Raw genomic sequence first — 20,029 nt, forward strand, 5'->3', positions numbered from 1 at the left:
GACGAGACCCCATGGCCAATCCCAGCGCTAGCGCCTATAACGCAGACGCCATCGAAGTCCTCTCGGGCCTTGACCCGGTTCGCAAGCGGCCGGGCATGTACACCGACACCAGCCGCCCCAACCACCTGGCCCAGGAAGTCATCGACAACAGCGTCGACGAAGCCCTCGCCGGCCACGCCCGTTCGGTGCAGGTCATCCTGCACGCCGACCATTCGCTGGAAGTCAGCGACGACGGACGCGGCATGCCGGTGGACATCCACCCAGAAGAGGGCGTGTCGGGCGTCGAACTGATCCTCACCAAGCTGCATGCCGGCGGCAAGTTCTCCAACAAGAACTACCAGTTCTCCGGCGGCCTTCACGGCGTCGGCATTTCGGTGGTCAACGCCTTGTCCACGCAGGTGCGCGTGCGCGTAAAGCGTGATGGCAACGAGTACCAGATGACCTTTGCCGATGGCTTCAAGGCAAGCGAGCTGGAAGTGGTCGGCACGGTCGGTAAGCGCAACACCGGCACCAGCGTCTATTTCAGCCCCGACCCCAAGTACTTCGACTCCCCGCGGTTTTCCATCAGCCGGCTCAAGCACGTGCTCAAGGCCAAGGCCGTGCTCTGCCCAGGCCTGCTCGTCAGTTTCGAGGACAAGGCCAGCGGCGAGAAGGTGGAGTGGCATTACGAAGACGGCCTGCGCTCCTACCTCGTGGATTCGGTCAGTGACTTCCAGCGCCTGCCCGACGAGCCGTTCTGCGGCAACCTGGCCGGCAACAAGGAAGCGGTCGATTGGGCCCTGCTGTGGCTGCCCGAAGGGGGCGACAGCATCCAGGAAAGCTACGTCAACCTGATCCCCACGGCCCAGGGCGGCACCCATGTCAACGGCCTTCGCCAGGGCCTGTTGGATGCGATGCGTGAGTTCTGCGAATTCCGCAACCTGCTGCCGCGTGGTGTGAAGCTGGCCCCCGAAGACGTCTGGGAGCGCATCACCTTCGTGCTGTCGATGAAGATGCAGGACCCACAGTTTTCCGGGCAGACCAAGGAGCGCCTTTCCTCGCGTGAAGCCGCCGCCTTCGTTTCAGGCGTGGTCAAGGATGCCTTCAGCCTGTGGCTCAACGCCCACCCGGAGCTGGGCATGCAGTTGGCCGAGTTGGCCATCAGTAACGCCGGGCGCCGCCTGAAAGCCAGCAAGAAGGTCGAGCGCAAGCGCATCACCCAGGGCCCGGCACTGCCGGGCAAGCTGGCCGACTGCGCAGGCCAGGACCCAATGCGCGCCGAGCTGTTCCTGGTCGAGGGCGACTCGGCCGGCGGTTCGGCCAAGCAGGCGCGTGACAAGGAGTTCCAGGCGATCCTGCCGCTGCGCGGCAAGATCCTCAACACCTGGGAAGTGGACGGCGGTGAAGTACTCGCCAGCCAGGAAGTGCACAACATCGCCGTCGCCATCGGCGTAGACCCAGGTGCCACCGACCTGGCCCAGCTTCGCTATGGCAAGGTGTGCATCCTGGCCGACGCCGACTCCGACGGCCTGCACATCGCCACCTTGCTGTGCGCGCTGTTCGTGCAGCATTTCCGGGCACTGGTCGAAGCCGGTCACGTGTATGTGGCCATGCCGCCGCTGTACCGCATCGACCTGGGCAAGGAAATCTACTATGCCCTGGATGAAGCCGAACGAGACGGCATTCTCGACCGCCTGGTGGCAGAGAAAAAACGCGGCAAGCCGCAGGTCACCCGCTTCAAGGGCCTGGGCGAGATGAACCCGCCCCAGTTGCGCGAAACCACCATGGACCCCAACACCCGGCGCCTGGTCCAGCTCACCCTGGACGACGTGCAGACCACGTGCGAGCTGATGGACAAGCTGCTGGCCAAGAAGCGTGCAGGTGATCGCAAGGCCTGGCTGGAAACCAAGGGCAACCTGGCCGAGGTCATGGTTTGATTCGTTGGCTCCTGGCGGCTTGCCTGCCGCTGGTGGCCTTGCCGACCTTGGCAGACACCTGGCCTGAACTCGAACTGATGGGCGAGCACCCCGTCGATGGCATGCGTGCCGGTAACCTGTCGGGCCTTGCGCAATGCCGCGGCAGCTTGTGGGGTGTCTCGGACCGCGACGACGACCGTATTTACCGTTTCGAGCTCAAGGACGGTGCATGGCAGGCGCAGGCAGTGGCCTTTGACCCCCCACCGGTGCCGGAAAGCGGCTTGCCATGGGGGCTGAAGATGCGGACCTGGCTGGCGTCGTGGCTGCGCGGTGGCGACCTTGACTTCGAGGGCATCACCTGTGACCAGGCCGGCAACCTGTACCTGGTCAGCGAGGCGCATGCCGCCGTGCTGCAACTGCCTGTTTCGGGCACGCCAGACTGGCTGAAGATCGATTCGGCCATGGTGCGCCAGGCGCGCGCCAGCGGCATGCTGCTGAACTTCAATGCGCTGTTCGAGGGTGTGGCCGTCAACCCTGCTGGCGATCGCCTGTGGCTGGCCGGCGAGCGTGAGCGCCGCGGGCTGGTGGCCATCGAGCGCCAACAGTCGGTGTGGGCCTGCGGGCCCCGCTGCGTCCTGTTCAGCGAAGCCGGTGTAGAGATGCAACCGCCGCAGATACCCGATGCGCGGCCGGTTTCACGGGACTTCGCCGACCTGGCCTGGTTCGACGGCAAACTGTTCACGCTCGAGCGCAATGCCTATCGCATCTGTCGCCGCGATGCCGACAGCGGCCAGGTCGAGCGCTGCTGGTCATTTGCGGCCGACGCGTTGACCGAGCCGCGCCGCTATGACCAGCTGTTCGGTGTGGCCGAGGCGCTGGTGGTCGACGCCGAGGGGGCGTGGATCGGCCTGGACAACAATGAAGGCGCGCGTGCCGATGGCGAGCGCCGACCGATCGTCTGGCGCTTTGCGGCCCCTGCCGGCGGCTGGAGCGCCAAGCCGTGAGTCAGGCACCGGGCAGACGGGCGGGCAGGGTGCTGATGATCCTGGCCTGGGCGGCGGCGCTGTTTCTGGCTACGCGCTTCTTCGGGCAGTGGGAAGACCGCCAGCGCAATCCCAATGCGCAGGTCCAGTCCTCCCACGGGCAAGGGTTCGTCGAGGTGCGCCTGCTGGGCAATGGCCAGGGCCACTTCGTGGCCGATGGCGCCATCAATGGCCAGGTGGTGCATTTCATGCTCGACACCGGTGCCACCGATGTCGCCATACCCGAATCCCTGGCCGACGGCCTTGCGCTCAGACGTGGCAGCCCGGTAACCGTCAGCACGGCCAACGGTCGCACGCAAGGCTATCGCACCCGGCTGGACAGCCTGCAATTGGGCGATATCCACCTGCGCGACATCCGCGCGATCGTGGTGCCGGGCCTGGATGGCACCACCGTGCTGTTGGGCATGAGCGCCTTGAAACAACTTGAATTTACCCAGCGCGGCGGCACCATGCTGCTGCGCCAGAACCTGAAATGACGAGGCTCGCATGAGCGAACTACAAGACAGTCTGGACGGCGTCGAACGCCGCTCGTTGGCTGACTTCACCGAACACGCCTACCTCAACTACTCCATGTACGTGATCATGGACCGGGCCCTGCCGCATATCGGCGATGGCCTCAAGCCAGTGCAGCGGCGCATTGTCTACGCCATGAGCGAGTTGGGCCTGGACGCCGATGCCAAGCACAAGAAGTCGGCGCGTACCGTGGGCGATGTGCTCGGCAAGTTCCACCCTCACGGGGACTCGGCCTGCTACGAAGCCATGGTGCTGATGGCGCAGCCCTTCAGCTACCGCTACACATTGGTGGACGGCCAGGGCAACTGGGGCGCGCCGGACGATCCCAAGTCGTTTGCCGCCATGCGCTATACCGAAGCACGGCTGTCGCGTTATGCCGAGGTGCTGCTTGACGAAGTCGGCCAAGGTACCGTGGATTGGGTGCCCAACTTCGACGGCACCTTGCAGGAACCGGCGGTGTTGCCTGCGCGCCTGCCCAACATTCTGCTCAACGGCACCACCGGTATCGCCGTGGGCATGGCCACCGATGTGCCACCGCACAACCTGCGTGAGGTGGCCAGTGCCTGCGTGCGTTTGCTCGACGAGCCAAAGGCCACCATCGAGCAGTTGTGCGAGCACATTCAAGGGCCCGATTACCCGACCGAGGCAGAGATCGTCACGCCTCGGGCCGACATCCTCAAGATGTATGAAAGCGGGCGCGGTTCGATTCGCATGCGTGCAGTGTACCGGGTCGAGGATGGCGATATCGTCGTCACGGCGTTGCCGCACCAGGTGTCCGGCGCCAAGGTACTGGAGCAGATTGCCGCACAGATGCAGGCCAAGAAGCTGCCGATGGTCGCTGACCTGCGCGATGAGTCCGATCACGAAAACCCGTGCCGCATCGTCATCATCCCGCGCTCCAATCGCGTGGATGCCGACGAGCTGATGCAGCACCTGTTCGCCACCACCGACCTTGAAAGCAGCTACCGGGTCAACGTCAACATCATCGGCCTGGACGGTCGTCCGCAGCTGAAGAACCTGCGGGCGCTGCTGCTGGAATGGCTGGAGTTCCGTACCGGCACCGTCCGGCGCCGCTTGCAGCATCGTCTGGACAAGGTGGAAAAACGCCTGCACTTGCTGGATGGTTTGCTCACTGCCTTCCTCAATCTGGACGAAGTGATTCATATCATCCGCACCGAGGAACACCCTAAGCAGGCGCTGATCGCCCGCTTCGACCTCACCGAGATCCAGGCCGATTACATCCTGGAAACCCGCCTGCGCCAGCTCGCCCGGCTGGAAGAAATGAAGATCCGTGGCGAGCAGGACGAGCTGCTCAAAGAGCAGGCCAAGCTGCAGGCGCTGCTGGGCAGCGAGGCGAAGCTGCGCAAGTTGGTGCGCAGCGAATTGCTCAAGGATGCTCAAACCTATGGCGACGACCGACGCTCGCCGATCGTCGCGCGGGCAGAAGCCAAGGCGCTCTCCGAAAACGAGCTGATGCCGACCGAGCCCGTCACGGTGGTGCTGTCGGAAAAAGGCTGGGTGCGGTGTGCCAAGGGCCATGACATCGATGCCACGGGCCTGTCGTACAAGGCCGGGGATGGGTTCAAGGCCGCAGCCGCGGGGCGCTCGAACCAATTTGCCGTGCTCATCGATTCCACCGGCCGAAGCTACTCGGTGGCTGCCCACAGCCTGCCGTCAGCCCGTGGCCAGGGCGAGCCCCTGACCGGGCGCCTGACGCCACCACCGGGCGCCACCTTCGAGTGCGTGCTGCTGCCCGAAGACGATGCGCTGTACGTGGTGGCCTCCGATGCCGGCTACGGGTTCGTGGTCAAAGGTGAAGACCTGCAGGCCAAGAACAAGGCTGGCAAAGGGCTGCTCAGCTTGCCCAACGGCGCCAAGGTGATGACGCCGCGACCGGTGCTCAACCGGGAGCAGGACTGGCTGGCAGCCGTGACCACCGAAGGCCGTCTGTTGGTGTTCAAGGTCAGTGATTTGCCGCAGTTGGGCAAGGGCAAGGGCAACAAGATCATCGGCGTGCCCGGTGACCGGGTCGCCAGCCGGGAAGAGTATGTCACCGACCTGGCCGTGGTAGCCGAAGGGGCTACGCTGGTGCTGCAAGCCGGCAAGCGGACCCTGTCACTCAAGGGCGATGACCTGGAGCACTACAAGGGCGAACGCGGCAGGCGCGGCAGCAAGCTGCCACGTGGCTTCCAGCGGGTCGATGGGCTGCAGGTCGAATTGCCCGCCTGACCGTCAGACAGGCCCGCAATGGCGATTTCACCGCCGTTGCGGGCAGAAATGCTGGAGTCGAGCACTCATTTCGCGGATGATATGCCCCCTGCGGTGCCGGCGTAGCCGTGTGCCCGTTTGAATCCATACGTATCACTGCGGCATGCCTGAAGGCAGCCGCCTGGATGGGATGATGAAATTTCTGCGCCTTCCCTTTGCGCTGTTGATGACGGGTCTATTGGGCCTTGGCGGGTGCACAATGCACCAGCCGGTTGCCTTGTACCAGCTCGACAGCGGTGATCCTGGCCAGCCGTCGCAACACGCGGGCATGGCCGTCGTGCTCGGCCCGGTTTCGGTGGCCGACTACCTGCAACGTGAGACGTTCCTGCAACGCCAGGCCGACGGCAGCCTCAGCGCCGCCACCGACGGGCGCTGGGCGGGCAGCCTGTCCTCGGACATCGATCAATTGCTGGTGCGGCAGCTGGCCTGGCGTCTGGATAGCCAGCGCGTGGTGCTGGCGCCGGCGACGGCAGGTTTCAGCCCGGACGTGCAAGTGCTGCTGTCGATCACGCGGCTGGACTCTGGCAAGAACCAACCCGCGGTTCTGGATGCACAATGGCGTGTGCTCGACCGCCGTGGCCAGGTCCGTGACAACCGCATCGTGCATTTGGAGCAGAAGCATGAAGGTAGCGAGGCCTCGCAGGTACAGGCGCAAGGTCAATTGCTGCAGAAGCTGGCCGAGCAACTGAGCACTGCGGTGAAGCCGTTGGCAAACCAGCCGGCCATTGCCGAAGCCGCACCCAAGAAGCCTGCAGCGCCTGTGCAGGTCAAGAAGCAGCCCGAGAAATCCAAAATCCCGATGGCCTCGCCGATTCGTACCGACATGGAAGTGTATCGGTTCTAACCGAAGGCCAGGCATGAAGAAGCCCGCATCAAGGCGTAATGCTGTTCATTTAGGGCCGCTCCGCGACCCATCGCGGCACAAGGCCGCTCCCACAGTGACTGCGTGACGCTTGAGTTAGCGGGCTCACTGGGCATCGTGGGAGCGGCCTTTGTGCCGCGATGGGCCGTGAAACGGCCCCAACACGCTTAAGTGAACAGCATTAGCATCAAGGCGGGCTTTTTCGTGGGCGCTGTACAGGGCCGCGCAGCGACCCTGTAATGGCTCAGGCGCGGCGTTCGTGCATGCGGGCCAGTTGGCGTTCCAGCATCGAGGGGTACGGCTCCATCAAGCGCTCCACGCAGCATGCCCCTTCCGGGCTTGCGATTGGGCGAATGCGAGCTCGCTGGCGGATCAAACCGTCGTCATTGACCTTACGCTCGACCAGCAGCAGGTTGCGGCTGTGTTGAGACAGTGCCAGCGCGTCCTGCACCTTTTCAGCCATCAGCAGGTCGACCAGTTCCAGGCCATCGAGGTCATTGCTCATGGCAAGGCCCAGTTGCAGTTGCAAGGTGATGCCGCTGTCAGCGACGTCGATCTGCAAGGCATGGCCCAAGGCGCGTAGCAACTCGCCGCAACAGATGGCATTGGTGAGATAGTCCTCGCCGCACTGGCGGCTGTGGAACAGGACCAACGTACTGCCGTCGTTGAGGGTGTGGGTTTCGCCCTCGTACAGCGAGGCAGCATGCTCCAGGCACTCCTGATAGCGCTCGGTCAGCTCGGTCAGGCGGGTGCGCGGCAAGCGCCGCAGCTGCTCCTGGGAACCCAGTTGCACGGCAAGCACCGCGCTGAACTGAGGCTCATCGGACTCCACTTCGACCGCGTGTGCCGGTGCGTCGTCGTCCAGCAGGCCGGCGAACGCCTCGTCGTCATCGTCCGCGCTCGTGACGGTAGTGCGCTGAGCAGGCTTGGAAACGGGGGCGGGCGCGTCATCGAAATGCTCGTCGTCCTCGGGCTCCGGCTCCGGCTCTGGCGGAGGCGGTGGGGCCAAGCGGGCATGCAGTTGCCGGGCGATGTCGCCGATCTCGTCCTGGCGGTCGGTGGCGGGCGTGTAATACTGCGGATCGCGCAACCAGACCCGCAGTTGCAGCAGCGGCAAGGTGATGAATCGGCCTTGGCGCAGGCTCAGGGTCAGAGCAAGCACCAGCAGAATGGCCGCCAGGATGGCCATGCTCTGCATGCTGATCAACATGGGCTGCTGGAACTGGCTCATGTCCAGGCTCATGCGCAGTTGCCCGGCAGCCACGTCCTGGAAGGTGATTTTGGTCTGATAGACGCCCTCGGCCTCACCCAGCAGGCTGTTGCGCGGCCGCTGGCCTGCCTCGGCGAGGATGCGGTTGTCGACGCTGTAGATGGCGGCGTGTGCCACCAGCGGGTTCTTCACCAGGTTGCCCAGCAGCACGTTGAGGCTGAGGATATCGTTGGCCACCAGCAACTCGGTCGCCGACGTCGCCGTCTGGGTCGTCAGGCTCTGGCCCACGGCATCGGCCTGATCGTGCATGGCCTGTTTGAACTGCAACCCCATGACGCAGGCATAGATCACCAGCGCCAGGGCCACCAGGAAGATGTTGGTGCAGGCGATGCGCAATGCCAATGGCACGCGACGTTGACTCAGGGCGCGATAGATCATCAGGAAGAAATTGTCTGTTTTGACTGAGGTGGGCCGGTTCACTGAGCTCGGCTCTTAATGGCATGAAGTGGGGGGGAGTATAGCGACCCGGGTTTTGTCGGCAAAGTAGCGTTAGCGCCCGATGGTCACGGAAAATCGGTAGAATGCGCATTTTTCATCGAAGTCGGAGCCTGGTTGTGCGCGAAATCGTCCTGATCAACATCACCGGTGAGGACCGCCCCGGTCTTACTGCTGCCATCACTGGCGTCCTGCTGCAGGACGGTGTGAGCATTCTCGACATCGGCCTGGCGGTGATGCACGGCACATTGTCGTTCGGCATCCTGGTGGATATTCCGGATAACGAAGTGGCGACCAAGCTACTGCAGAGCGTCCAGGCCAAGGCGCACGAGCTGAACCTGCAGGCGCGCTACACACCGATTTCCGAAGCGGACTACCAGCACTGGGCCGATGGCCATGGTGAAGCACGGCACGTGGTCACCCTGCTCAGCCGCAAGATCTCACCAGACCAGTTGCAGCGTGTCAGCGCCATCATCAGCCAGCACGGGCTGACCATCGAGCGCATCGAGCGCCTGTCGGCCCGGGTGGCGCTGGACGCGGACACCAGCAAGGGCAAGGCTGCGGTGGAGATTTCGGTTCGCGGCGAGCCTGACGATGGCCAGGCGTTGCGCGCCGAGTTCTTTGCCTTGTCCGAGGCCCTGAGCATCGACATCGCCTTCCAGCGGGACGACCTGTTCCGCCGCAACCGCCGCCTGGCCGTGTTCGACATGGATTCGACCCTGATCGAGGCTGAAGTGATCGACGAGCTGGCCAAGGCCGCTGGCGTGGGCGAGCAGGTCGCGGCGATCACCGAGCGGGCCATGCGTGGCGAGTTGGACTTCCGGGCCAGCTTCAAGGAGCGCATGGCGCTGCTCAAGGGCCTGGATGTCGGCGTGCTGGATGAAATCGGCGCATCGCTGCGTTTGACCGAAGGTGCGGAAAACCTCTTTGCCGAGCTCAAGCGCCTGGGTTACAAGACCGCCATTTTGTCGGGTGGCTTCACCTACTTCGCCCGCCAGGTACAGGCGCGCCTGGGCATCGACTACGTCTTTGCCAATGAGCTGGAAGTGGTCGATGGCAAGGTGACTGGCGTGGCGGTGGAGCCTATCGTCGATGCCCAGCGCAAGGCCGAGCTGCTTCAGCAATTGGCCAGCGAAGAAGGCCTGCAACTGGAACAGACCATCGCCGTGGGCGATGGCGCGAACGACTTGCCGATGCTGGCGTTGGCGGGGCTGGGCGTAGCCTTCCGCGCCAAGCCGCTGGTGCGGCAGTCGGCCAAGCAGGCAATTTCCACGCTGGGCCTTGATGGCGTGCTGTACCTGCTGGGCCTGCGCGATCGCGACACACGCGGCTGATATAGCCTGCGCTTGCGCAAAGCGGCCCCAAGGCTCTGGCGCTAACGCCCGAACCCTGGGGCCACGTCTCAGGCCATTACGCCTGCAACGGCGTGGCCAACAGCTGGCCCATGCGCACGGCCGAGGCGGCGCCCACGTGTTCGGCCCATTTGACCTGATCGGGGCCGAACAGCACGATCGCCGTCGAGCCCAACTTGAACCGACCCAGCTCGGCGCCTTTTTCCAGGTGAATCGGCGCACGGCTGGCGTCGTCGTAGCGGAAGGTCTTGAGCTCGCGCTTGGGCGGCGTGATCAGCCCTGCCCAGACGGTCTCGATGGATGCCACGATCATGGCACCGACCAACACGACCGCCATCGGGCCGCGCTCGGTGTCGAACAGGCAGACCACCCGCTCATTGCGAGCGAACAGTTCGGGCACGTTTTCTGCGGTGGTCTGGTTGACCGAGAACAGCCGCCCCGGCACGTAGACCATCTCGCGTAACGTGCCTGCCAGCGGCATGTGCACGCGGTGGTAGTCCTTGGGTGACAGGTAGACAGTGGCAAACTCGCCGCCCATGAAGGGGGCCGCCATGGCCGGGTCGCCGCCCAGCAGTTCCTGTGCGCTGTAGCTGTGGCCCTTGGCCTGGAAGATGCGGCCGTGCTCGATCGGTCCCACCTGGCTCACTGCACCGTCGGCCGGGCACAGGATGGCGCCGGGGGTCTGGTCAAGGGGGCGTGCGCCGGGTTTCAGGGCACGGGTGAAGAACGCGTTGAAGTGCTCGTAGGCGGTCAAGTCTTCGACCAGCGCCTCACGCATGTCGACCTGGTAGCGCTTGGCAAACCAGGCGGTGAAGGCGTTCTTGAACCAGCGGGCGCGGCACTCGGCAACGCAGCCGGCCAGGCGCGACAGCAGGTGATGCGGCAGCAGGTACTGGCTGATGATGAACAGACGGGATTTCATTCAGGTTCCTTAAACTTCGACAGGCGTGTCCGGGTGATTGCCCCATTCGCTCCAGGAGCCAGCGTACGCTTTGACTCGCGGGTAGCCGAGGGCCTTTGCCACCAGATAAGTGAAGCCGGAGCGGCGATGCGTCTGGCAGTGGGTGATCACTTCCTTGTCAGGCGTGATACCAAGGGACTGCAGCACTTCGGCGATGTCCGGGCGGATGCGCAGATGGTCATTGAGGTCCATGCCGGCGGTCCATTCGAAATTGACCGCACCGGGTATGTGCCCGCCTTTGGCCGCGAGCATTTTTTCGCCGGTGAATTCCTGTGGGGCGCGAGCATCCCAGATTGCCAGGTCATCGGCGCCCAGGCGGCTTTGCAGGTATTCGCGGGTGGCGGTGGGTTCCGGATGCAGATGCAAACTCACCGGCTGGGTACCCTTGGCAGGCACATCGGTACTGAGCCGGTCGGCAGGCCAGGTCTGGATGCCACCGTTGAGGTAGTGGTACCGGGTGTGACCGATCACATCGAGCAGCCAGATGAAGCGGCCAGCCCAGCCACCGCCATCATCGTCATACACCACATAGACGGCATCGCTGCGGTGGCCCAGTTCGCCGAACAGCTTTTCCAGGTCGCTCAACGGCGGTAGCAGCCCCGGTGCAGGCGGCTGACCGAGCTGAGTCCGCTTGCCCTCGACGAAATGCGCGCCCGGGATATGCCCGCTGACGTAACGATTGGCGCTGCTGAGGTCGACCAGGATCAAGTCGGGCGAGCCCAGGCGTGGCAACAGGTCGGCGGCTTCGATCACCAGCGGCAGGCCGGAAAAGTCGGTCATCCACGGTCTCCAGTGTGCAAAGAGGCGATTGTAGCGCAAGGCTCAGCCCTTGCGGTTGGCAAACACCGATAGCGCCCGTTCGATGCATTGCGAGGTTTTGCCAAAAGCCTGCACGCTGATGTCGGCCAGGGGGCGGCACCCTTGGTCGGCCACCAAGAGCATCAGCACCTGGTCATTGACCGCCAGCGAGCGCAGCAGCACATGCTCGCCTCGGAACAGGGCACGCAAGGGCGGCGGCAACAACGAGGCGAACTGGGTGTGGTTTTCGGGTGTAATGCGCAGTTGCCCGGCCTTGGACATCAGCTTTTGCAGCAGCTTATTCGCCGCCACCGGCAATATCAGGCTGCTCGCCTCTTTCGCTAGCCCGGCTGCCTGCTGCACGCGCAGGCAGTCATTGGCACGGTCCAGGCCCAGCAGCAGCAGGCGTTGCATGCCGCACGCCAGTACCGCTTCACGGGCCTGGGCCGCCAGGTGCACGGTATTGGTGAAAGGACTGGGCTGGGCCAGCAAGTCCTGGCAGAGCGACCGCCAGCGTGCCAGTTCTTCGGCGGTGGGGGGCGGGGGCGCCAGCATGTCCGGGTGGGGGCGGCGTTGATGCCAGGGCCAGATCAAGGCCTCGGCAGGGTGGAACAGTGCTAGGCGCGCATGACGCCTGGCACTGGCCGCAGCTTGTTGGTGAACCTGCTGTTGAACATCTTCGAGCGAGGTCTGCAGGTAGAGTGCGGTCAGCAGTTGCCAGCGCAGCAGGTGGGGATTGTCCCAGCCCACCTGCGCTGCCAGTGCCAGATTGTTGGCCAGCAGCACGGTGTTGGCCGGTTGGTTGAACCAGCGCCGCAGGCCGGGCTCGGCATCGAGCCGGTGTTGTTGATTGAGCAGGTCTTCGTCCCGAGCGATGTTCAACACCTGGGCAAGCTGGTCGCGCTCCTCGAGCAGCAGGCGATAGCCCTGGGTCACCCATTGCGGCAGGCGCCACTGCTGGGCCACGGCCTGGCACAGCGCCATGATGCGAACACCGAACAGCTCCTGCTCGACAATGGCGGCGTCTTCACCTTTATGGATGACCCGCAGCTCCCAGGTGTCGAGCAGCTTCGGGTGGGCCAATGCCAGCGGCCATAACGGGGACAGGAACAGCAGGCTACCCCAGTGAATTTCCTGCCACAGCCGCGCCAGACGGCTGGCGAACAGGCCGCTGGCCTGCTGCGAGGCATGCTGGCTGATCAACTGGAACTGGCGCAGCACCGGCGGGATGTCTTCGATCGGCAGGGCTGGCAGGCGCCTGAGCAGGAGAGCGCTACGCTCAAGCCCCAGGCGATTGAGGGCGATCTCCAGGCTTTCGGCCGGTTCGGCCTGGCTGGCGTTGGTCGGGTGGTTGGCTTCGCGCATCACCGAAAGCACCAGGGCCGGGCTGTCCTGCATCAGCTCGGCGATGTCGCGCAATGAACGCCGGTTATCGTTGATGGCCGCCATGACCCGGTCGTAGCTGTGCTTGGGCACAGGAATGCGCACACTCTCCAGCAACTTCACCCAAGCCTCTAGCGTACGCGGGGCCTGGCCGGATACCTCGGTTTCGATTGGCATTTTGACATCAGTCCAAACTGGCTTTTCGCTTTTAGTGGCTATAGTCTGGCGCAGTTCTGCCGATAAGGAGAAGAAGAGTTTTGACGCTCCCGCCTCTTTCCCTGACCACGACAGCAAGTGCTTTGAATCTATGGCTAAAATTATCGGCATCATCGTCGTATTCGCGAGCGTGCTCGGCGGCTACGTCCTCTCCCACGGCAAGATTGCGGCGCTGATCCAGCCGTTCGAAGTGCTGATCATCGGCGGCGCGGCCTTTGGTGCGTTCCTGCAAGCCAACCCTGGCTACATGACGATGCACGTTCTGAAGAAGTCGATGAAGATGTTCGGCTCGCGCTTCACCCATGGCTATTACCTGGAAGTGCTGGGGCTGGTCTATGAGATTCTCAACAAGAGCCGCCGCGAAGGCATGATGGCCATCGAGGCCGACATCGAAGACGCCTCGGCCAGCCCGATCTTTGCCAAGTACCCGACCGTACTGGCCGATGAGCGCATGACTGCGTTCGTCTGCGACTACCTGCGCATCATGTCCACCGGCAACATGGCCCCCCACGAACTCGAAGGCCTGTTCGACATGGAGCTGCTGAGCATGAAGGAGGAGCTGGAGCATCCATCCCACGCGGTCACTGGGGTCGCAGATGGCATGCCAGGCTTTGGTATCGTTGCAGCCGTATTGGGCATCGTCGTCACCATGGCGTCGCTGGGCGATGGTGACCAGGCAGCCATCGGTATGCACGTGGGCGCCGCCCTAGTGGGTACCTTCTTCGGTATTCTCGCCGCCTATGGCTTCTTCGGCCCGCTGGCCAAGTGCCTTGAGCACGATGCCAAGGAAGAACTCAACCTGTACGAGTCGATCAAGGCCTCGCTGGTCGCTTCGGCCTCGGGCATGCCGCCGTCGCTGGCCGTGGAGTTCGGGCGCAAGGTGCTGTACCCCAAGCATCGCCCCAGCTTCTCCGAGCTCGAGCAAGCGGTACGCGGTCGCTGAGTCATGGAGAACAATCAGCCCATCATCGTCAAGCGCGTAAAGCGCTTTGGCGGCGGCCACCACGGTGGCGCCTGGAAGATCGCCTTTGCCGACTTCGCCACGGCCATGATGGCGTTCTTTCTGGTGCTGTGGTTGCTGTCGACGGCAACACCTGAGCAGAAGATCGCCATCGCCGGGTACTTCAAGGACCCGATCGGCTTCTCCGAAAGCGGTACACCTTACGTCATCGACCTGGGCGGCTCGCCCGAGCTGGCGCCGGAAAAGACCATCAACCCCGAGGTGAAATCGGAGCCGACCCCCGACACCAGCATCGAACTGAACAAGGACCAGGTGGAAACCATGGCCGAGCAGGTCGAGCGCGAGCGCCTCGAGCTGCTGCTGCAGGAGTTGCAGAACAAGGTGGAAGAGAACCCGCAGCTGCAGAAGTTCAAGGACCAGATCCTGTTCGAGATCACTCAGGACGGCCTGCGCATCCAGATCATGGACGCCGAGAACCGGCCCATGTTCGACATCGGCAGCGCACGCTTGCAGCCGTATTTCGAGGACATCCTGCTGGCCATGGCCGATACCATCAAGACCGTGCCCAACAAGATCAGCGTCAGTGGCCATACCGATGCCAAGCCGTACGCAGGTGCTGGCGAGTTCGGCAACTGGGAACTGTCAGCCAACCGCGCCAATGCTGCACGGCGGGCACTGGTAGCAGGGGGCTATCCAGAGGGTCAGGTGGCACGGGTGGTGGGGTATGCGTCTTCGTCGCTGTTCGATCGCAAGGACCCGCTCAACCCGGTAAACCGCCGGATCGACATCATCGTGCTGACCAAGAAGGCCCAGCGTGATATCGAAGGCGAGCAGGGCGCCGCGCCCCCGCCGGCTGAAGCGCCTGCCGGGGCGCAGGCACCGTCACCATCCGCACCGGCACCTTCGGCGGTCGATGACCAGACGCCCATGCAGCCACGTGAGTTGCGCCAGAAGCTCAACATCTTCGAGGACGGCACGTTGAAGATGGATGAGACCAAGGAGCAGTGAGGGCTTGGCAGCCCCGCGGGGCTGCCGGTCACTGCCGGATCGGACGAGGCGCCATGCCTGCATCGTGCTCGCAGGGGTTGATCAGTAGGTTTCTTCCGGCAGGCTGGCGATGATCGAGCGGTAGCTGTTCATTCGCTGAGGCTTGATTCGCCCGTCTTCCAGAGCCTTGAGCAGAGCGCACCCGGGCTCGCGATCATGCTTGCAGTCGCGGAAACGACAGGTGCCGAACAGGTCGCGGAACTCGATGAAGCCTTCTTCTACATCGGTGCGGCTGACGTGCCCCAGGCCGAACTCACGGATGCCCGGCGAGTCGATCAGGTCGCCCCCGTTGGGGAAGTGATAGAGGCGGGCGGTGGTGGTGGTATGGGTGCCCTGGCCCGACCATTCCGACAGGTCACCGACCCGGGTGCCGGCCTGTGGCAGCAGGCTGTTGACCAGTGACGACTTGCCCACCCCCGACTGACCGACGAAGACGCTGATGTGTCCATCCAGCGCCTGCTGCAGGCGCTGCATGCCATCCCCTTGGTGCGCCGACACTTCCAGCAGCGGGTAGCCCAGTTCACGGTAGACGTCCAGGAGCGCCTGCAGGCCTGGCCCGTTCTCGTCATTGACCAGGTCGGCCTTGTTCAGCAGCAACAGGGGCCGCAGGCCGGCATGTTCGGCGGCCACCAGGTAGCGGTCGATGAGGTTGGGGTGCGGTTCCGGCGCCGGTGCGAAAACGATGACGATGAGGTCGACGTTGGCGGCCACTGGCTTGAGCTGGCCATGGTTGTTGGGGCGGCACAGTTCGGTTGCACGGGGCATCTGCGCAACGATGACGCCGATCCCCTGGTTGCCGGCACGCCAGACCACGCGGTCGCCGGTGACCAATGCCGGGAGATTGGCGCGCAGGTGGCAGCGAAATACCTGGCCTGCGGTGTCGCCATCTTGGGCTTCGACTTCGACTTGCACGCCGAAGTGTGCGATCACCAGCCCCAGCTGTTCGGGCCCAAGGTCGCCGCCTTCCAGTTCCTGCAAGGCATGCTGCTCGCGCTTTGCTGCACGTGCAGCGCGCTCGTTCTGGATTTTTTCGATACGCCAGTTCTGGCGACGGTTGAGCTGGCGTTTGGCCATGAACGCTCCGTAGAAGGCCCCGAGCGGGGCGTAGAAAACGACTGGCAGTCTAGCATGCCGGGCCTGAACGCTGTCCGCTTCACTTTGGTTCATGGGGGTGCACTGCGCTAATATAAGCCTCCATCGGAGGAGTGCCTGCATGCAAAACCCACAGAACCTGATCTGGATCGACCTGGAGATGACCGGGCTGGATCCGGACAGCGATGTCATCATCGAGATGGCCACCATCGTCACCGACAGCGACCTCAATACGCTGGCCGAGGGACCGGTCATCGCCATCCACCACAGTGATGAAGTGCTGGCGCGCATGGACGACTGGAACACCCGCACCCACGGCGCCTCCGGCCTGACCCAGCGGGTGCGTGAGAGCCAGGTGAGCATGGCCCAGGCCGAGGCCCAGACCATCGCCTTCCTCGAGCAGTGGGTACCCAAGGGCAAGTCGCCGATCTGCGGGAACAGCATCTGCCAGGACCGTCGGTTCCTGTACCGGCACATGCGTCAGCTGGAAAATTACTTCCATTACCGCAACCTCGACGTCTCCACCCTCAAGGAGCTGGCAGCGCGCTGGGCCCCCGAGGTGCGAGACAGCTTCAGCAAGGGCAACACGCACCTGGCGCTGGACGACATCCGCGAATCCATCGCCGAGCTGCGCCACTACCGCGAACACTTCATCAAATTCTAAAAAAACGTAGCTCACACGCTGCATGCGGCCGGCCAATGACGGGCCGGGCACTGATGCCCGGTTCCATGCGCTGACGGCCGCTCGCGTGTGTGATCGGTGTGGGTCTTGCTCATGTTGCTGATGCTTTATCTGATCGCCATCACCGCCGAAGCGATGACCGGTGCGCTGTCTGCCGGCCGTCGCGGCATGGACTGGTTCGGCGTGGTGCTGATCGCGTGCGTGACCGCATTGGGCGGTGGTTCGGTGCGTGACATGCTATTGGGGCACTACCCGCTGACGTGGGTCAAGCACCCGGAATACTTGGTGCTGACCAGCTGCGCGGCGCTGTTGACCATTTTCATCGCGCCGATGATGCGCCGCCTGCGCTCCCTGTTTCTGGTGCTCGACGCCTTGGGGCTGGTGGCCTTTACCCTCATTGGCTGCATGACCGCGCTGGAGATGGGGCAGGGGATGCTGGTGGCGTCCATCAGCGGTGTGATCACGGGGGTCTTCGGCGGAATTCTGCGGGATATCTTCTGCAATGACATTCCGCTTGTGTTCCGCCGGGAGTTATACGCAAGCGTGTCGTTCGCCGCGGCCTGGTTCTACCTGGGCTGCGACTACTTCAAGGTGCCCGCGGAGCAAGCCATGCTGCTGACGTTGTTCGGTGGGTTTCTGGTGCGGTTGCTGGCTATTCGCTTTCACTGGGAGATGCCCAAGTTTCATTACAATGACCAACAGTGAAGGTGGGCGCCCGCACCCGGCTAGCAGGCTCAGGCTTTGTGCTTCACCGCAAGGCTGCAGAGGCGGCGTAGCCTCCCAGCAGGTTCATGCCACCCCGTGCCGGGCAAGCGCCCACTCCACGTGCTCCCTCACCAGCGGCGAGGCATCGTCGCGCCTCGCCTTGAGGGCTTCGATGACCGGGATCGTGGAAGGGGCGTTGCCCAGGCCGACGGCCAGGTTGCGCAGCCAGCGCTCGTAACCGGCACGTCGCAGAGGCCCGCCTTCGGTCTTGCGCAGGAAAGTAGGCTCATCCCACAGAAACATCTGCGCCAGCTCCGCGTTCTCCAGGCCGTGGCGGGGCTGGAAGTCCTGCTCGCGGCTGGGCTTGGCGAAGCGGTTCCAGGGGCAGACGATCTGACAGTCGTCGCAGCCGAATACCCGGTTGCCCATCATCGAGCGCAACTCCACGGGAATCGGCCCTTTGAGTTCGATGGTCAGGTAGGAGATGCAGCGGCGGGCATCCAGCACGTACGGGCCGACGAAGGCCTGGGTGGGGCAGATGTCCAGGCAAGCCGTGCAGCGGCCGCAGTGTTCGCTGGTGGTGGCCTGGTCCACTGGCAGAGGCAGGTCGACGAACAGTTCGGCCAGAAAGAAATAGCTGCCGGCCTTGCGGTTGAGCAACAGGGTGTTCTTGCCGATCCAGCCAAGCCCGGCTTGTTCGGCCAGGGCCTTTTCCAGAACTGGCGCGCTGTCGACGAAGGCTCGGTAGCCAAAGGGGCCAATGCCCTGCTGGATGCGGTCGGCCAGCGACTGCACACGCTTGCGCACCAGCTTGTGGTAGTCCCTGCCCAAGGCATAGCGGGACACGTAGGCCTTCTCCGGCTGGGCCAGGCGCTGCGCCATCTGCGTGTCGCCGGGCAGATAGTCCATGCGCAGCGAGACGACGCGCACGGTGCCTGGGATCAGTTGCTCGGGGTGGGCGCGCTTGCTGCCGTGCGCCCCCAGGTATTCCATCTCCCCCTGATAACCGGCGTCCAGCCAGCGCTGCAGGTGGTGCTCGTGTTCGCCCAGGTCGATACCGGCGATGCCGACGTGGGCAAAGCCCAGTTCCTGGCCCCACAGCTTGATGTTGTGGGCCAATGCGTCGAGGTCAGGTGTGGAGGCGGACATGGATGGGCAAGCAACACGGGCAGAGGTGCGTATAATTCTGCCAGACATTGGAGCTTTTGACCCCATGCAACAGACCAGTAACCCCCTACACACCCCCACAGTGCTGAGCAGCCTGACCGTTGCCCACCTGCCGCCACGCCCTGCTCAGGCCCATAAAGGTGACTTCGGCCATGTGCTGGTGGTCGGCGGCGACCTTGGCACCGGCGGCTCCGTCCTGCTCAGTGCCGAGGCCGCCTTGCGCTGCGGCGCTGGGCTGGTGAGCGTAGCCACGCGGCCGGAGCACGTGGGCGCCGGGCTGACCCGGATGCCCGAAACCATGTGCCTGGGCGTGCAGTCGGCCAACCAGTTGATGACCGTGCTGGCCCGCGCTTCGGTGGCGGTCGTGGGGCCTGGCCTGGGGCAGGCGGCATGGGGGCGCAGCCTGCTGTCCGCCGTGGCCAACGCCGATGGCGCGCAGGTCTGGGATGCCGATGCCCTGAACCTGCTGGCAGCCACGCCCCTTGCGCTGCCCAGTGGCAGTATCCTGACCCCGCATCCAGGCGAAGCTGCGCGGCTGCTGGGTATTTCCACCGAAGCGGTGCAGGCGGATCGCCCGGGTGCAGCGCGCAAGCTGGCACGCCGCCACAACAGCGTGTGTGTGCTCAAGGGCGCAGGTACCCTGGTCGCCGACCCCGAAGGGCGGCTGGCGCGCTGCGACCGTGGCCATCCGGCCATGGCGGGCGCAGGCCTTGGGGATGTGCTCAGTGGCGTGTGCGGCGCGCTGCTGGCCCAGGGGCTTGGCGCCTGGGACGCCGCAGGCCTGGGCGTCTGGCTGCATGCCTGTGCTGGCGAGCGCCTGGGTAGCGGCGGCCGTGGGTTGGCCGCCAGTGACCTGATACCTGTGATTCGTGAGTTGTTGGAGGAGCATTCAGCGTGTCTGGCTTAAACCTGTTTCTGGCCGACGAAGCGGCCATGGTCGCCTTCGGCGGCCAACTCGCCCGGGTAACCGGTGGGCGCGGGATCATCTTCCTGGAAGGCGACCTTGGCGCTGGCAAGACAACCCTGTCTCGCGGCCTTATTCGTGGGTTGGGCCATACGGGTGCGGTGAAAAGCCCTACATTTACCGTGGTAGAACCCTACGAGATTGGTGATGTCCGAGCTTTTCACTTCGACCTCTATCGGCTGGTCGATCCGGAGGAGCTTGAGTTCATGGGCATTCGTGACTATTTCGAGGATGATCCACTGTGCCTGTTCGAGTGGCCACAAAAGGGTGCGGGCGTTTTGCCAAAGCCTGACCTGACCATTACCATAAGCCCCCAGGCGAGCGGACGCTCGCTTGTACTTTCGCCGCAGGGGGCTCGCGGCGACGCCTGGTGCGTGGCACTGGCCGAATACTATAAACAGCAAGCGGGGTAGGT

General features: G+C 64.0%; 18 protein-coding genes. 12 read left to right on the top strand and 6 right to left on the bottom strand.

The features are described 5' to 3' along the window. Positions 1-11 precede the first annotated feature (11 nt). The 5 genes from parE to CRP40_RS13365 all read left to right on the top strand — a co-directional run bounded on the left by parE (position 12) and on the right by CRP40_RS13365 (position 6,563). Positions 12-1,916: a DNA topoisomerase IV subunit B gene (gene parE, locus CRP40_RS13345; RefSeq protein ID WP_027913970.1), complete on the top strand. Its 1,905-nt coding sequence runs from the start codon at positions 12-14 to the stop codon at positions 1,914-1,916. Next, the gene (locus tag CRP40_RS13350; protein ID WP_027913969.1) at positions 1,913-2,899 is read left to right on the top strand and encodes an esterase-like activity of phytase family protein; all 987 of its coding nucleotides are present in this window, start codon (positions 1,913-1,915) and stop codon (positions 2,897-2,899) included. The genes parE and CRP40_RS13350 overlap by 4 nt, the downstream gene beginning before the upstream one ends. Further along, on the top strand, positions 2,896-3,414 hold the full coding sequence (locus CRP40_RS13355; protein WP_027913968.1) for a TIGR02281 family clan AA aspartic protease: 519 nt from the start codon (positions 2,896-2,898) through the stop codon (positions 3,412-3,414). The genes CRP40_RS13350 and CRP40_RS13355 overlap by 4 nt, the downstream gene beginning before the upstream one ends. 10 nt (positions 3,415-3,424) lie before the next feature. Further along, the gene (gene parC / locus CRP40_RS13360) at positions 3,425-5,680 is read left to right on the top strand and encodes a DNA topoisomerase IV subunit A (RefSeq protein WP_027913967.1); all 2,256 of its coding nucleotides are present in this window, start codon (positions 3,425-3,427) and stop codon (positions 5,678-5,680) included. A 172-nt stretch (positions 5,681-5,852) separates the two neighbouring features. Next, on the top strand, positions 5,853-6,563 hold the full coding sequence (locus CRP40_RS13365; RefSeq protein ID WP_023532908.1) for an ABC-type transport auxiliary lipoprotein family protein: 711 nt from the start codon (positions 5,853-5,855) through the stop codon (positions 6,561-6,563). Positions 6,564-6,825: 262 nt separating this feature from the next. Here CRP40_RS13365 and CRP40_RS13370 read toward each other — a convergent pair whose 3' ends face one another. Next, on the bottom strand, positions 6,826-8,271 hold the full coding sequence (locus CRP40_RS13370) for a histidine kinase (RefSeq protein WP_027913966.1): 1,446 nt from the start codon (positions 8,269-8,271) through the stop codon (positions 6,826-6,828). A gap of 134 nt (positions 8,272-8,405) precedes the next feature. Here CRP40_RS13370 and serB point away from each other — a divergent pair, with 134 nt between their 5' ends. After that, positions 8,406-9,620 carry a phosphoserine phosphatase SerB gene (serB, locus tag CRP40_RS13375; RefSeq protein ID WP_027913965.1) on the top strand — a complete coding sequence of 405 codons (1,215 nt, stop codon included), beginning with the start codon at positions 8,406-8,408 and terminating at the stop codon, positions 9,618-9,620. A gap of 76 nt (positions 9,621-9,696) precedes the next feature. Here serB and asd read toward each other — a convergent pair whose 3' ends face one another. Genes asd through CRP40_RS13385 form a run of 3 tightly spaced genes read right to left on the bottom strand, consistent with a single transcriptional unit; the run spans position 9,697 to position 12,957 of the window. Next, on the bottom strand, positions 9,697-10,560 hold the full coding sequence (gene asd / locus CRP40_RS22210) for an archaetidylserine decarboxylase (protein ID WP_027913964.1): 864 nt from the start codon (positions 10,558-10,560) through the stop codon (positions 9,697-9,699). 9 nt (positions 10,561-10,569) lie between these two features. Further along, on the bottom strand, positions 10,570-11,379 hold the full coding sequence (locus CRP40_RS22215; RefSeq protein WP_027913963.1) for a rhodanese-like domain-containing protein: 810 nt from the start codon (positions 11,377-11,379) through the stop codon (positions 10,570-10,572). Between the two features lie 42 nt (positions 11,380-11,421). Beyond that, entirely contained in the window at positions 11,422-12,957 is a 1,536-nt protein-coding gene (locus tag CRP40_RS13385; protein ID WP_027913962.1) for an HDOD domain-containing protein, read from the bottom strand. A 130-nt stretch (positions 12,958-13,087) separates the two neighbouring features. On the opposite strand from CRP40_RS13385, the gene motA reads away from it, so the two are divergent. Beyond that, the gene (gene motA, locus CRP40_RS13390) at positions 13,088-13,939 is read left to right on the top strand and encodes a flagellar motor stator protein MotA (protein ID WP_023532967.1); all 852 of its coding nucleotides are present in this window, start codon (positions 13,088-13,090) and stop codon (positions 13,937-13,939) included. Between the two features lie 3 nt (positions 13,940-13,942). Beyond that, positions 13,943-14,965 carry a flagellar motor protein MotB gene (gene motB, locus CRP40_RS13395; RefSeq protein ID WP_027913961.1) on the top strand — a complete coding sequence of 341 codons (1,023 nt, stop codon included), beginning with the start codon at positions 13,943-13,945 and terminating at the stop codon, positions 14,963-14,965. 81 nt (positions 14,966-15,046) lie between these two features. On the opposite strand, the gene rsgA is transcribed toward motB, so the two are convergent. Next, positions 15,047-16,078, bottom strand: coding sequence for a small ribosomal subunit biogenesis GTPase RsgA (rsgA, locus tag CRP40_RS13400; protein WP_023532943.1), 1,032 nt, complete (start codon positions 16,076-16,078; stop codon positions 15,047-15,049). Positions 16,079-16,217: 139 nt separating this feature from the next. On the opposite strand from rsgA, the gene orn reads away from it, so the two are divergent. Both orn and CRP40_RS13410 read left to right on the top strand, forming a co-directional pair. Further along, positions 16,218-16,760: an oligoribonuclease gene (gene orn / locus CRP40_RS13405; protein WP_027913960.1), complete on the top strand. Its 543-nt coding sequence runs from the start codon at positions 16,218-16,220 to the stop codon at positions 16,758-16,760. Between the two features lie 111 nt (positions 16,761-16,871). Beyond that, positions 16,872-17,483, top strand: a complete 612-nt coding sequence (locus CRP40_RS13410) for a trimeric intracellular cation channel family protein (protein WP_027913959.1) — start codon at positions 16,872-16,874, stop codon at positions 17,481-17,483. An 84-nt stretch (positions 17,484-17,567) separates the two neighbouring features. On the opposite strand, the gene queG is transcribed toward CRP40_RS13410, so the two are convergent. Further along, on the bottom strand, positions 17,568-18,632 hold the full coding sequence (queG, locus tag CRP40_RS13415; RefSeq protein ID WP_027913958.1) for a tRNA epoxyqueuosine(34) reductase QueG: 1,065 nt from the start codon (positions 18,630-18,632) through the stop codon (positions 17,568-17,570). 64 nt (positions 18,633-18,696) lie between these two features. Between queG and CRP40_RS13420 the strand changes: the two genes are divergently transcribed. Together CRP40_RS13420 and tsaE are read left to right on the top strand one after the other, a co-directional pair. Next, complete coding sequence (locus CRP40_RS13420; protein ID WP_027913957.1) at positions 18,697-19,557, top strand: NAD(P)H-hydrate dehydratase; 861 nt, start codon at positions 18,697-18,699, stop codon at positions 19,555-19,557. Then, positions 19,545-20,027 (top strand): tRNA (adenosine(37)-N6)-threonylcarbamoyltransferase complex ATPase subunit type 1 TsaE, encoded by a 483-nt coding sequence (tsaE, locus tag CRP40_RS13425; protein ID WP_027913956.1) that lies wholly within the window; start codon positions 19,545-19,547, stop codon positions 20,025-20,027. The genes CRP40_RS13420 and tsaE overlap by 13 nt, the downstream gene beginning before the upstream one ends. The last annotated feature ends 2 nt before the right edge of the window (positions 20,028-20,029 follow it).

Origin of the sequence: Pseudomonas sp. URMO17WK12:I9 (genome assembly GCF_900230165.1) — a bacterium.
Classification (GTDB): Bacteria; Pseudomonadota; Gammaproteobacteria; order Pseudomonadales; family Pseudomonadaceae; genus Aquipseudomonas; species Aquipseudomonas fulva.

Bases quoted from the DNA above. Each gene is read 5' to 3' on its own strand.
- parE (WP_027913970.1), top strand. From the start codon at position 12: ATGGCCAATCCCAGCGCTAGCGCCTATAACGCAGACGCCATCGAAGTC.
- parC (WP_027913967.1), top strand. From the start codon at position 3,425: ATGAGCGAACTACAAGACAGTCTGGACGGCGTCGAACGCCGCTCGTTG.
- CRP40_RS13365 (WP_023532908.1), top strand. From the start codon at position 5,853: ATGAAATTTCTGCGCCTTCCCTTTGCGCTGTTGATGACGGGTCTATTG.
- asd (WP_027913964.1), bottom strand. From the start codon at position 10,560: ATGAAATCCCGTCTGTTCATCATCAGCCAGTACCTGCTGCCGCATCAC.
- CRP40_RS22215 (WP_027913963.1), bottom strand. From the start codon at position 11,379: ATGACCGACTTTTCCGGCCTGCCGCTGGTGATCGAAGCCGCCGACCTG.
- CRP40_RS13385 (WP_027913962.1), bottom strand. From the start codon at position 12,957: ATGCCAATCGAAACCGAGGTATCCGGCCAGGCCCCGCGTACGCTAGAG.
- motA (WP_023532967.1), top strand. From the start codon at position 13,088: ATGGCTAAAATTATCGGCATCATCGTCGTATTCGCGAGCGTGCTCGGC.
- motB (WP_027913961.1), top strand. From the start codon at position 13,943: ATGGAGAACAATCAGCCCATCATCGTCAAGCGCGTAAAGCGCTTTGGC.
- rsgA (WP_023532943.1), bottom strand. From the start codon at position 16,078: ATGGCCAAACGCCAGCTCAACCGTCGCCAGAACTGGCGTATCGAAAAA.
- orn (WP_027913960.1), top strand. From the start codon at position 16,218: ATGCAAAACCCACAGAACCTGATCTGGATCGACCTGGAGATGACCGGG.
- CRP40_RS13410 (WP_027913959.1), top strand. From the start codon at position 16,872: ATGTTGCTGATGCTTTATCTGATCGCCATCACCGCCGAAGCGATGACC.
- queG (WP_027913958.1), bottom strand. From the start codon at position 18,632: ATGTCCGCCTCCACACCTGACCTCGACGCATTGGCCCACAACATCAAG.
- CRP40_RS13420 (WP_027913957.1), top strand. From the start codon at position 18,697: ATGCAACAGACCAGTAACCCCCTACACACCCCCACAGTGCTGAGCAGC.